Source organism: Paenibacillus qinlingensis (genome assembly GCF_013204845.1).
In the GTDB taxonomy this organism is placed as follows: Bacteria; Bacillota; Bacilli; order Paenibacillales; family NBRC-103111; genus Paenibacillus_E; species Paenibacillus_E qinlingensis.
In genome coordinates this window covers 163359-176491 of record NZ_JABMKY010000002.1, presented here as the reverse complement: position 1 = coordinate 176491, position 13133 = coordinate 163359, and the positions used below count along the sequence as shown (strand labels likewise).

Here is a 13133-nt window from a genome sequence, read left to right as displayed (position 1 = left end):
TATGCCTATTGGTATAAGTGGTTAATAAGGAGTGACTACCATGTCCAAAAGACAACTAAAGCTGGGAGCTAATTTAAACGGGGTCGGAAATAGTATCTCCTTTTGGAGACATCCCGAAGTGCCAACTAATGCAAGTGTTAGTTTAGCGTTCTATAAAGAGCAGGCTCGTAAGGCCGAGCAAGGCAAATTCGATCTCTTGTTTATCGCTGATGGCTTGTATATTAATGAAAAGTCCAATCCACATTTTCTAAATCGATTTGAGCCGCTGACATTGTTATCAGCCTTAAGTGAAGCAACAACTCATATTGGCCTGGTTGCAACCTTATCAACTTCCTACAGCGAGCCGTTCACAGTGGCTAGACAGTTTGCTTCCATTGATCTTCTCAGCGGTGGAAGAGCGGGCTGGAATGTCGTCACCTCTCCCTTGGAGGGCTCTGCTCTTAACTTTGATAAAGGCGAGCATCCACATCACTCGCTGCGTTACGAAATAGCCGAGGAACACCTTGAGGTTGTAAAAGGGCTTTGGGACTCATGGGAGGATGATGCTTTTGTCCGAGATAAAACTACCGGTGTATTCTTTGATCCCGCCAAGCTTCACACTCTTCACCATAAGGGCAAACATTTTGCAGTTCAAGGGCCTCTGAATGTTGCTCGTTCCAAACAAGGGTACCCCGTTGTGTTCCAGGCAGGGTCATCGGATTCTGGCAAAGATCTTGCTGCTAAGTCGGCGGATGCGATATATACAGGACATGAGACATTCGAGCAAGCGCGTGCTTTTTATCAAGATGTGAAAAGTAGAGCTGCAGCTTACGGTCGTCAACCGGATGAAATTCTGATTTTCCCAGGAATCGGCCCGATTGTTGGCAGAACAGAAGCCGAAGCAGAGCGCAAATATCAGGAAATTGTGGAACTTGTTACAATTGAACACGCACTGAATTATTTGGGTCGTTATTTTGAGCATTATGACTTCTCGCAGCATGCTCTGGATGACCCGTTTCCTGATCTCGGCAACTTTGGCAGCAACAGCTTCCGGAGTACGACAGACAGCATTAAACAAGAGGCGAGGGAGCAAGGACTCACACTTCGTCAGGTTGCGCTGCGAGCATCCACACCGAGAAGTAATTTCATCGGGACGCCGGAGAAGGTGGCTGATCTCATCCAGCAATGGTTCGAGGGCGGTGCAGCGGACGGCTTCAACATTAGGACAGTCGTACCGAACGGACTTTCCGATTTTGTCGACCTGGTTGTACCAGTGCTGCAGGAACGAGGAGTTTTCCGCAAAGAGTATGAAAGTGATACACTACGTGGCAATCTTGGTTTAAACGTTCCATTGAATCGTTACATAAAGAAGTCTGAAGTGCTGAGGGTGAACTAACATGTCAACCGCCTTCGATTCAATTAGGGGTTAAACATAATGGTGAGATATATCGTTACTTGAAGCTAAGAGATGGGATGCCATCTCTTTTTTTTATGCCGTTATTCATTTGAGCCGTGCTAACATTTCCTATTGCTCTTAAAAAAAGTTAATCCTTTAATTTACCAAATTACAAATCCAATGAACATACTTTATTTAAGGGAAAAGCATTATTAATCCGTAATTTTAAATTTTAAACACGATATTTTCCTTTAGAATCGTATAGATTCCTGTAAAGTAGCGGTGATAAGATAGCAAAGTAATTTCCTATTAATTCAATGGGATAAGTGCAAATTATAGTATCAAGGGTAAAAAGGAGAGGAGTAATTTGAACAAAATAATCATTCTATCCTGGGGACGGTGCATGCTCCTGTCTGTCGCTCTTACGACGATGCTGGTCGGATGCTCTACTGAAAGAATCCCCCAACAACCGATGCAAAGTTGGAAGTAGTGAACGAGTGGAAGAGCTGCTGCAAATGGTCGGATTGAATCCGACATGGTACAACAGGTATCCGCACGAATTTTCTGGCGGGCAGCGCCAGCGGATCGGCATAGCTCGGCAATTGCTCTAAACCCGCGCTTCGTGCTGGCGGATAAAGCCGTATCTGCGCTGGACGTGTCGGTGCAGGCGCAACCTCCACCAGGCTCCCCAAATACATGACCCCAATCCGCGAGGATATGTGCTTGACTATATTGAGGCCGTGGGCGATGAACGGGAAGAGGTGCCCAAATTGAAAGTGGTCGGCACCCATCATTTGGCAGCATGTCATTACCCGCTTTGAACTTCATCATACTGGAATATCCACTAGGAGCGTGTTTACCAATGTCCAAGAAAAAAGAAATCAAATTCGGTGCGATTATTCAAGGTGTCGGTGCCCATACCGGTTTATGGAGGCATCCCGACCTTCCCGTTGATGCTAGCGTCAACCTCGATTTCTATAAGCGTCAGGCTCAAGTTGCTGAAGCAGGGAAATTTGATCTCGTCTTCATCGCTGATGGATTATATATAACCGAACAGTCGCTTCCGCACTTTTTGAATCGATTTGAGCCAATCACTATTCTCTCTGCCTTGGCTGCTGTGACAAGTAACATCGGATTGGTCGGCACACTTTCTACCTCTTACAGTGAGCCTTTCAATGCAGCTAGGCAGTTTGCTTCGTTGGATCATATCAGCTCTGGGAGAGCTGGATGGAATGTGGTTACTTCTCCACTTGAAGGTTCGGCCCGTAACTTCAGTAAGGATGCACACCCTTCCCATTCCGAGCGATACCGCATGGCGGAGGAGTACATTGAAGTCGTAAGAGGATTGTGGGATTCATGGGAAGATGATGCGTTTATTCGTAACAAGAAAACCGGTGTATTCTTTGACAAATCGAAGATGCACACCCTTCATCACAAAGGCGAGTTCTTCGACGTCCAAGGGCCGCTCAATATCGCACGCTCGAAGCAAGGCCAGCCCGTCATCTTCCAGGCTGGTTCGTCTGAATCGGGCAGGGATTTGGCAGCCAAATCGGCAGATGCAGTCTTGACGGAGCATGAGAACATCGAGCAAGCGAAAGCGTTCTATCGAGATGTCAAAAACCGTGTCAAAGCGCATGGACGTTCGGAGGATGAGCTTGTGATTATGCATGGCATCGGGGTAATTATTGGCCGAACCGAGGAGGAAGCCAAGGCTAAGTATGATGAGATTGCCAATTTGGTTACCATCGAAAGTGCCATTGCCCATCTCGGAAGATTTTATGAGCACCATGACTTCTCGCAGTATCCGCTGGATGAACCGTTTCCAGATCTTGGCGATCTGGGTAGCAACAGCTACAAAAGCAGCACTGAACGAATCAAACGTATCGCTTTAAAAGAAAATTTAACGCTTCGCCAGGTTGCCCTTCGTACCGTCATGCCGCCTGGAGAGTTCGTAGGTACTCCAGAGCATATTGCAGATCTGATCCAACTTTGGATAGAGGAAGAGGCGGCGGACGGTTTCTTTATTCAATCGGTTACGCCGAGAGCGTTGGAGGAATTCGTCGAACTAGTAATACCTATATTACAAGAGAGGGGACTCTCGCGTACTAAGTACGAGGATACCACACTGCGCGGAAATTTGAAGCTTCCGATTCCTGTAAATCGCCATGCTGCCAAGGCAGAGAGTGAAAGCGCATCTGGATGCGTATGAGAACGACATGATTTCGCTGCGCCGTGAACTGCATCGCTATCCGGAAAGCATGTTCGATGTTGAACGAACCGCAACAGTTGTCGCCCGGCATTTAAAAGCCTGGGGTATTGAAGTAAGACGAGGGGTAGGGATGAGATTCAAAGCTGGAGTCATCGGCAGACTTCGTGGCAGTCAGCCCAGCCGCTGCGGGAAGGCTTCATGATGGCAGCTTCGTCGCATTTTACGTACGAGTTCCGGGGATTGGCGGGACATCATGCCGCTCCCCATCTCGCAGCCGACGCTTTGATGATGACGGCTCAATTCGTAATTGAAGCAAAGACTGCGATAGCCACACAGTGGAATCCGTTAGTGCCAGCGGTACTCTCTTTCGGCATGATGCATGCGGGAGAAGTGCAGAATGCAATCGCGGATAAAGGCGTAGTGAAAGGCACGTATCGCACCTTCGGCAAAGATGCTGTACTGTGCATAAAAAGAATGCTTGAGCAGCGAGCCGAATCCGTCGCCAAATCGTTCAGCGGAACGTATGATTCTCGCTACCGGCTAGGGACGGCGCTGCTGAACGATGCAGGAGCTGTGCGGGTGGCGGCCAAGGCGGCCACAGAAAGCGGGGCGGAAATGCAATGGTTGGAGACGCCGCCGCTTTGCATCTATCTTTTGTAATGGAGGGGCTAGGTCAGACGGAAGAGGACTAGCCGAACAATTCTGCTCCTCGCCAACTGCCTCGAGATTTATTACATCATGCTTGTTACAAGGCTTTTGTCTTCGAATGCCGTCGAGAGCACAATTAAAGTCGTTGAATATCCATAAGGGTTGCAAGCGTCAAGAAATTGTGCGAGTGATTCAGTTGTTTCGGTGAACACTTTTAATAGAAAGTTGTAATCACCACTAATTCTGTAAAGATCGACAATCTCAGGAGAAGCTTCGCAGAATTTGATAAAATCCGGACAGCAATTCGTTTTAAACATAACAAAAGCAGAAGTATGTTTGCCAAGCTTCTGTGGGGATAATTGCGCACGATAACCCGTTACGATTCCCTGCTCCTCTAGCTTCCGGAGTCTTTCCGTTACAGCGGGCTGCGACATGACAATCAATTTGCTCATTTCAGAAATAGATATCCTGGCATTTTCATGCATCAACGATAAGATTTTAGTATCAACTTGGTCCACTAGAAAATCACCTCACCTAAATATATAAATTAATATCCAATAAACAACTTATTAAATTAGACATTAAATGCTAATTAACTTAATAATACTATGTGTTTTGCATGGTATCAACACTATAATGAAGTCATAAATAACTCGCGAAGGAGAATGAAAAGATATGACATGGACTCTGGATGACCCTATACATTTGGGCAGCCTACACCTGAAGAACCGATTAATCATGGCACCTTTACAGCAATATAAAGGAACATTTGATGCTTTTCCCATTGATCACCACATAGAACATTATGGACGAAGGGCCAAGCATGTAGGGCTAGTTATCCTGGAATCAACCGCTATATCCTCTAATGGAAGACTGTGGAGTAATGATATTGGTATTTTTACAGATCAGCATGTGGCACCACTAAGAAAGATTGCCGATGCCATCCATGCCCATCAAACGCCGGCATTTATCCAATTGTCTCACGGTGGTAGGAAATCCTCGCCAGAGGTTACGAATTTTATGGTTGCGCCGAGCGCTATTGCGTTCGACGATCATTACGGCACGCCCGAGCCGCTGTCTCTGGCCGGTATTCAAACTGTCATAGAGGAATATCGTCTCGCAGCAAAAAGGACAGTCGAAGCAGGATTCGATGGCATTGAAATTCATGCGGCACATGGCTTTTTAATTCATCAATTCCTTTCTCCTCTATCCAATATAAGGTTGGATGACTATGGCGGCAATTCGGAGAACCGGGCAAGATTTTTGAAAGAGGTTCTTTTGGCCATTAGGGGAGAAGTCGGTCGACAATATCCGGTTACCCTAAGAATTTCTGCCACTGACTATTTCAAGGGGGGACTAACCACTGAGGAGTTGGTGCGGATGCTACAGCCTCTTGAGTGTGAATTGGATGCGATTCATGTCTCAACAGGGGGACTTCTGCCTATACAACCAAGTGATGTACACACTGGTTATCAGGTGCCTTATGCTGCTGCGATTAAGCAACATTTTCATATCCCGGTTATTGCTGTCGGAAAGATATACACCCGCAGTCTCGCCAATCGTATTCTTGAGGATCAATTAGCTGATTGTATCGCCATCGGGAGCCCGCTCTTGACGGACCCGGATTATGCGGAATGTTTATTGACTCATGAAGATCAAGTTAGTAGTCGCGGATGATTTCATATATTAGTCGTATCTATTGGCATCATTAGTTCGGTATCTGTTACACTAGCGAAGGAATCACATGGTCATAACGGTAACGGAGGGACTTAGAAAATGGAAATTAGAAGAATTGGTTCGCAACCTTCAGGTAAAGGCTCGTCTGACTATTTTACTGGCACAGTTCGCGTTGATCCACTATTTGAAGCAGCCGTACCTGCACGTGTAGTTGGTGCAAGCGTCACGTTTGAGCCTGGTGCACGGACAGCTTGGCATACGCATCCACTGGGGCAAACGCTTATTGTAACGGCAGGCCAAGGAAGGGTTCAACGTTGGGGAGGTCAGATTGAGGAAATAAATCCTGGCGACGTAGTTTGGTTTCCGCCTGGTGAGAAACACTGGCATGGAGCTTCGCCTACGACAGCAATGACGCATACGGCCATTCAAGAACGGTTTGACGGTAAAACGGTCGAATGGTTGGAAAAAGTGAGTGACGACCAATACCATTCCTAAGAAACGCGACGGTCAGGGGTTAGACAGAAGAGGCACACCATATCCATGGGAGCCTCTTCTTTTTATTTAAATCAAAGGAAAGTATTCATCACGTAAACCATTCACGAGAAATTCAATTTCTTCTTTTGTTGAGAAATGCTTATTTAAAGTTTCTCTACTAATCTCCATCACTTTTGTCGTATGTAAAAACACATGCCACAAAACGTATAAGATGCAGAAGACCGCCACAAAAATGGCGGTCTTTTTACGTTTGATGTTTCCGGTAATCTCCTGGCGTGATACCAGTATGCTTTTTAAAAGTTCGATTGAAATGGCTGATGTGATTATAGCCGACTTGTGCAGCAATTTCTGTCACATTCAAATCGGTATCTTTGAGCAGCGCCATGGCTGACAGAATCCGAATGTCCGTTAAGAGCTCAATATAAGTTTTGCCTCTAACTAGCTTTAACATATGACTGAAATACGAGGGGGCCATCAACGCTTTGGCAGCGACGTCTTCCAAATGAAGCTCCTCATGGTAATGCGACTCCATAAAATGAATGGCCTCATAGAAAGCTTTTCTATGCAAAGCTACTCTGTGGCTATCCTGCTGACTTTGCACATGAATAAACCGTTTATATTGTCTAACCGTAATGACGAGAAGTCTGAGCAGTTCGGCTTTAATGGCTAGCCGGTAACCTTCTTCTTGAGTCACCCATTCAGTGAGAATGACATGGAGAAGGCTTTCAACCACCATTTGCGTAGGAGGAGGAAGTGTCATTTTGGGCAGCAAATCCGCATCGGTGATAAGAGGTCTAATATATGCAAAATCAACGAATGTCTCCATATGCGCCAAATCTCGCAGGCTGTCATTGAGGGCGTGGGGCATAAAATCGACCTGGATCATAACGAAATCCATTGATTCGCGGAGTTCCAAGCGATGCTCCAGGTTCGGGGGGATCGAGAATAGATCACCTTTTGTGAGCACATATTGCTGCCCGGCCACCCAATGTAGACAACTGCCAGACAGCATATAGCAAAGTTGGAGATGTTCGTGCGCATGCAGAATGCGATTCATGGAGTGCGGCCTGCGAATTTCTATTTTGAAGGGAAACGTTTCGTCGAGCATTTCTTTGGTAGCATAAATCGGATAATCGGACATATAGACCTCCGCAAGTTTCAATTGTCCTGCATTTCTATTTTATGATACATGGAATCGTTGATTTATTCAAAGAAATCGTGGAAAAGGGAAAGCGTTTACCATTTGGTCCTGCCATAATGATCCCTATAGTAAGATCTGATGTATGGCATAAAATGTTTTAGTAAGAAGGGAGAATGGCATTGAATAAATCTGAATTGTTGCAAAAATTTGAGAATCCTCCTGTGGATTACCGGTCAGTACCGTTCTGGTCTTGGAATGGCACCTTGGAACAGCAGGAGCTGGACCGTCAAATCGAGGGCTTTAAGGAACAGGGCATGGGCGGATTCATGATGCATGTGCGGGAAGGACTTGAGACACCGTATATGGGCGAAGCGTTCATGGACCGAGTTAAGGAATCCGTAGCTAAAGCAAAAGCGGAAGGTGTTCACGCGTGGCTGTACGACGAGGATCGTTATTCTTCCGGGATGGGAGGAGGCCTTGTGCCGCGCATTGGCGGCGATGCCGTGCGGGCGAAAGCATTAACACTGACGGTATCTCACAGTTCACAACAGGATGACACCGTACTAGCCGTGTATCGTGCAAAGTTGTCCGGCAACGAACTGTTAGCCTGCGAGAGGTTAACTCCATCAAGTATGGATTCGATGACTCTCTCTGAGGATGAAGTCTATTTGGTCTTTCGCCGGATCGTCGCAACCCCTAATGAATGGTGTCACGGGGATACGTATCCGGATCACTTGAATCCCGAAGCCACCCGAATTTTCATTGAGACGACGTATGAGACATACAAGGCTGCGGTTGGAGGGGAGTTCGGTCGTACAGTTCCTGGGATATTTACGGATGAACCCAGCCTGCTTGGTTTTAAAGAGGAGCTGAAAGCACCAGAAATGACCTGGATTACGTGGTCGGATGAATTGCCGCAAGCTTTTGCGGAAAAAAATGGCTACGCTATTTGGGATGCGCTGCCGTATTTCTACTATCACGGTGCACCTTCAGCTAAAGTCCGTTTCGATTATTGGAAAACGGTAACCGAGATGTTCTCTCAATCTTTTACGAAGCAACTCGGTGATTGGTGCAGGGAAAATGATCTTGCTTTTACAGGTCATTTCTGCGATGAGGCAGACCTGGTTGGCGCAGTCCGGCATCAAGGCGCTCTCATGCCGAATTATCGCTATATGGACATCCCTGGCATCGACATTCTGTGCGAACAAACGGACGAAAGTTTGGGCGTCAAGCACGTTTCGAGTATCGCAAATCAATATGGCAAGAAAAGGGTGATTACGGAAACCTACGGTGTAACGGGATGGGGTTTAACGTTCGAGGCTCGTAAATGGATTGGCGATTGGCAATTTGTCCTTGGGGTCAACCTAATGACCTACCATTTGTCCCTGTACACACTACGAGGATGCAGAAAACGGGATTATCCGCCTTCATTTAATTACAATACGAATTGGTGGCCTCATAATCATGTATTGGAACAATATTTTGCTCGGTTGGGTGCAGTCTTATGTGAGGGACGTGTCCGAAGAGATGTGCTTGTCGTTCATCCGTCGACAACCGTATGGTCGCAGCTCGGTTGCGATGTGAAAGCGAACGAATGGCGTAACGATGGCGGTAATATCGAAAAGCTTAACGCCTATAACCGTGAGTTTAATGCTTTTGTTCAGTATTTGCTCGGTCAGCATGTCGATTTTGACTTAGGCGATGAGCTGTGTATGCAAGAAGACGGCAGCGTGGTTGAGGGGCGCTTCGGCATCGGTCAGGCAAGCTATCCCGTTGTAATTCTGCCTTCGCTGAGCAATTTACTTCCGTCAACCTTTACGCTATTGATGACGTTTATGGATACTGGGGGAGTCGTTCTGGCATATGGCCAAGTTCCGACTATGCTGGATGCGGTGCCATCTAACGAGTTGCATCATCTAACTAGCCATCACAGATTCAAGCATAGGAATAGTTGGAATGAATTGATCCTTGAAATCGAGCGGATTGCGCCGCGGACTGTGCGTCTAACGGAATCAGATGGAGAGGAATCTGAGAGACTCTTGTACATGCGGCGTGAGCTGCCGGATTGTACGATCGTCTTCGTCGTTAACAATGATCGCGAAGCTTCCTACGAAGTGGAGGTTAGGATCGAAGGAAGCGGAGGGGTCGAAGAATGGGATTTGCTATCAGGAGAGGTCGTCGCAAAGCAGGCGCAAGCTAACGACGGTTACCTGCATTTTGAAGCAAGCTTCGGTCCTGCGGAATCCAAGCTGTATGTAATCTCCAAAGTAAGCAGGGAAATTATTCCGTATGCGAAGAAACATAGTCCACTGAAGCAGGGGATGAAACTACTTACGACTATGGAGGGAAGTACGAGCTTTTCCCGAACTCATCCGAACGCTCTTGTCATGGACGCTTGCCAGTACCGGCTGGGAGAAGCGGCTTGGTCTGACACCATGGAAGTGTGGCAAGCACAACAAGCGGTCCGACAGCAGTTGGGCATGCGGCCCGTTTATGCAAACGGAAAGCTTCAACGGCATTTCTGGATACACGAGCCACATCCATCGGATGGCACTTCGGTTGCATTTCGCTTTACTTTTCATGTAAAGAACACGCCGAAGTCGGATACGCAACTCGTTTTTGAGCAGCTGGAGCGTTTTCACGTTGAATTGAACGGACAACCTCTTTCGGAAAAACCGGACGGCTGGTATCTGGATCGATCAATGTCATCTGTAAAACTGCCGTCATTGCATGAAGGCGAGAATGTATTGGTGATTCGCTGCGCGTATACACACGACATGGAAGTGGAGAATGCCTTCTTGATTGGAGACTTCGCCCTCGATCACGATCGAAGTCTCATTCTTGAACCCACGCGTCTTGCGCTTGGGGATTGGACGCAGCAGGGGTATCCTCACTACTGTGGAAGCATGATCTATCATTTTGATGTGGAGGCAGACATTAGTAAAGGCAAACGAATGATGCTAAAGCTAGGGGACTATGAAGCTGTTACGCTGCAGATAACCATCAATGAAACACATCGACAAGCCATTCCATGGCGGTCTGCTGGCACCGTTGAGTTGACCGATTGGCTTGTGCACGGACAGAACCGTATCGATATTGAGGTAGTCGGAAGTCCACGCAATGTATTAGGGCCGCTTCATGAAAGACCAAATGATAAGGGCTGGACGGATTGGTGGTCTTTTCATCCGGATGAAGCAAATTATACGCCGGCATATCAATTGCAGCCCTATGGATTAATGGGTGCTATCGAGATCTATCAAGAGGAATGAATCGAGTGATTTACACCCGTGGGCCTGTTTGCTAAGATAGACACAAGTCGACGATGTGAACACGAATATATCCTGCATAAAAAGTGGGGATTGCATGAAAAACTTACAACCGATTATTTTCATCCGTAACAAGTCCAATTCGCTCTTTATGCGGCTAATTGCAGGCTTTCTATGCATCATTCTGCTGCTCGCCTCCCTGATCGTTTACGCTGTCTCGGTGTCCAAACAGAATGTGAGGCAGGAGATCGTCAAGTACAACACGCTGATGCTCGAAAATACGAAGAACAATTATGAAAAGCATTTGGACTTGGTCAAAAAGCAGATGTATCTGTTTTTTTACAGTGATGAAGTACAAAGGTTGCGCAGTGCCCCCAATTATAGCCGCTTTCCGGACGTTATTCGGGAAATATCTAGCTTCACAACAAATCCTTACCTATTTATTGATGACATCGTTTTTTATGCCAAACAAGGCGATCTTGTAGTGGAAAAAGGTACAAGTACGAACGCCGAATTGATGTTCCAAGTGTTTTATAAAAGCGAATCGTATCCGCTTGATTTCTGGCGCCGGCAGTTTACGGAATCGTTTGCCAACCGTATGCTGCCTGCTGCGCCAATGACGAATCATATTTTTCGAGACCGTCCTCAACCGCTAGGGGACATGATCCCGCTGTTGATTAAAAACAGCGAAGATTTCTATATGATTGTGTTTCTCGATGCTGCGAAAATGTATAAAGCGTTTCACCAAAGCCTTTATAACGATTTGATTATTTATAACCAAGATGGAGAGCCACTATTTAAAAGCACGACGCATGAAGCCGCCCTTGCGTTTGACGAACTTAAGCAGGCCGAAGGCAGTGATTTTATTCGTGATCGCAAGTACCATTTTACGATGAAAGGCGAAGGCACTGGTTACACCTATCTGTACCGGGTTCCCGTCGAGCGGATCGCGAATCAATCTCAGTTCAGCATTACGGTTGTTGCCATTCTTGCGGCAGCGATTGTACTTAGTGTGATCTTTTCTTTCTTGTTTGCAGCTCGTATTAACAACCCCTTAAAGAAAGTCATTGAATCCTTGCGACAGATGAACGAACCAACACCATTACAGTCTAACATTAAGGAATTTAATATTATCTCCCATGAAATTCATGGCAGTCAAATGCTTCGTAAGCAGCTTTCCTTCATGAATCACTTGAAAGCCATTCGTGGACATGAGCATGATGCGCATAAGCTTGATTTTGCCGATAAACCTTTCATATTTATTCTTTTTCAAATTCAGCCATCATTCAACTCATCATCTTCCAACGCGACCATGCAACAATGGGCTTATTATATGAAAACGTATATTGACAGCACAATTCAGCCAAGTTACCCGGACTCTATGACTTTTCAAATTGAAAAGGATCAAATTCTCAGTCTCGTTTTCACAGATAACAAAGCACAAATCACGGATCTGCTTGGGGCAATGATGCAAGTTTTTGATCATGACAAAGAGTTCGGGGTCATCACGATTGCCGTAACTTCCGTTTATACGGCATCTACGCAGCTGACTTCGGCCTTTGAGGAGGCAGAGGCGCTGCTTGAAGAACGGCTGCTGATGAACGAAACTCAGCTTATTCAGGAGCGCAGATCGGTGCCGATATCAATTGGCTTATCACCTGATCAAGAAAAAGAGCTGGAAACGCAATTACGTGAAGGAAATACGCAGCAGCTTGTTGCGCTGTTAGAACGTCTTTTTGCCAAATGGCGAAGCAAGGCATTGACAGCTTCTGTCATGCAGGGGTTTGCCGACACCCTTGCAGGTAAAATTCGAAACGCAATCGCGTCCTACCCGATCGATACCGAGCGACTGGCCTCTCTTTACGGCAAAGTAGGGGAGCGTATTCAGCAGTGCAGTACCATGGAGGAGCTGGAACAGCTGATGCTCGAATGGGTGACACTGTCTTCAGAGGCTGTCCAAGATCAGAAGGAAGAGAAGTACCCAATTACATCTTTCGTAATGGATTATATCCAAGAGCACTTATCGGAGGAGATCTACTTGGATATTCTCGCGGAAAAGCTCAAGATGAGCAGCGGGTATTTATCCTCATACTTCAAAGCTAAGACCGGCAAGAATATCGTGGACTATATCAATGAAACACGCATTGCGAAAGCGACAGATCTTCTAGCTGATAGCCGTATTAAAATCCATGATGCCGCCAAATCAGTGGGGTATCAGAACATTACATCCTTCAATCGGATGTTCAAGAAATACACGGGCGTTACACCGAGCGAATATCGAAAAAGAACGGATTCCTAAGCAGTGCAGCATAGAAACGGATT

At 46.4% G+C, this 13133-nt stretch carries 10 protein-coding genes and 1 pseudogene; 9 read left to right on the top strand and 2 right to left on the bottom strand.

Going from position 1 to position 13133, the window contains the following annotated elements; translation table 11 throughout:
- Window positions 1-40: 40 nt before the first annotated feature.
- The 5 genes and pseudogenes from HQN88_RS04305 (at window position 41) to HQN88_RS04285 (ending at window position 4244) form a co-directional block, all read left to right on the top strand.
- Complete coding sequence (locus tag HQN88_RS04305; RefSeq protein WP_173109010.1) at window positions 41-1375, top strand: LLM class flavin-dependent oxidoreductase; 1335 nt, start codon at window positions 41-43, stop codon at window positions 1373-1375.
- 488 nt (window positions 1376-1863) lie between these two features.
- Window positions 1864-2048, top strand: a pseudogene (locus tag HQN88_RS04300) (ATP-binding cassette domain-containing protein); the annotation flags it as partial.
- Window positions 2049-2237: 189 nt separating this feature from the next.
- Window positions 2238-3584, top strand: a complete 1347-nt coding sequence (locus tag HQN88_RS04295; RefSeq protein ID WP_173109009.1) for an LLM class flavin-dependent oxidoreductase — start codon at window positions 2238-2240, stop codon at window positions 3582-3584.
- Window positions 3541-3786 (top strand): hypothetical protein, encoded by a 246-nt coding sequence (locus HQN88_RS04290; protein WP_173109008.1) that lies wholly within the window; start codon window positions 3541-3543, stop codon window positions 3784-3786. The genes HQN88_RS04295 and HQN88_RS04290 overlap by 44 nt, the downstream gene beginning before the upstream one ends.
- Window positions 3783-4244, top strand: a complete 462-nt coding sequence (locus HQN88_RS04285) for a peptidase dimerization domain-containing protein (RefSeq protein WP_173109007.1) — start codon at window positions 3783-3785, stop codon at window positions 4242-4244. The genes HQN88_RS04290 and HQN88_RS04285 overlap by 4 nt, the downstream gene beginning before the upstream one ends.
- Before the next feature lie 71 nt (window positions 4245-4315).
- Here HQN88_RS04285 and HQN88_RS04280 read toward each other — a convergent pair whose 3' ends face one another.
- Window positions 4316-4750 (bottom strand): Lrp/AsnC family transcriptional regulator, encoded by a 435-nt coding sequence (locus tag HQN88_RS04280; protein ID WP_173109006.1) that lies wholly within the window; start codon window positions 4748-4750, stop codon window positions 4316-4318.
- A gap of 157 nt (window positions 4751-4907) precedes the next feature.
- On the opposite strand from HQN88_RS04280, the gene HQN88_RS04275 reads away from it, so the two are divergent.
- Both HQN88_RS04275 and HQN88_RS04270 read left to right on the top strand, forming a co-directional pair.
- Window positions 4908-5909 carry an oxidoreductase gene (locus HQN88_RS04275; protein WP_173109005.1) on the top strand — a complete coding sequence of 334 codons (1002 nt, stop codon included), beginning with the start codon at window positions 4908-4910 and terminating at the stop codon, window positions 5907-5909.
- A gap of 99 nt (window positions 5910-6008) precedes the next feature.
- Window positions 6009-6404: a (R)-mandelonitrile lyase gene (locus tag HQN88_RS04270; RefSeq protein WP_173109004.1), complete on the top strand. Its 396-nt coding sequence runs from the start codon at window positions 6009-6011 to the stop codon at window positions 6402-6404.
- Between the two features lie 244 nt (window positions 6405-6648).
- Here HQN88_RS04270 and HQN88_RS04265 read toward each other — a convergent pair whose 3' ends face one another.
- Entirely contained in the window at window positions 6649-7545 is an 897-nt protein-coding gene (locus HQN88_RS04265) for an AraC family transcriptional regulator (RefSeq protein WP_173109003.1), read from the bottom strand.
- A gap of 179 nt (window positions 7546-7724) precedes the next feature.
- Here HQN88_RS04265 and HQN88_RS04260 point away from each other — a divergent pair, with 179 nt between their 5' ends.
- The gene (locus tag HQN88_RS04260) at window positions 7725-10814 is read left to right on the top strand and encodes a glycosyl hydrolase (RefSeq protein ID WP_173109002.1); all 3090 of its coding nucleotides are present in this window, start codon (window positions 7725-7727) and stop codon (window positions 10812-10814) included.
- 94 nt (window positions 10815-10908) lie between these two features.
- Window positions 10909-13110 carry a helix-turn-helix domain-containing protein gene (locus HQN88_RS04255; RefSeq protein ID WP_173109001.1) on the top strand — a complete coding sequence of 734 codons (2202 nt, stop codon included), beginning with the start codon at window positions 10909-10911 and terminating at the stop codon, window positions 13108-13110.
- Window positions 13111-13133: the final 23 nt, after the last annotated feature.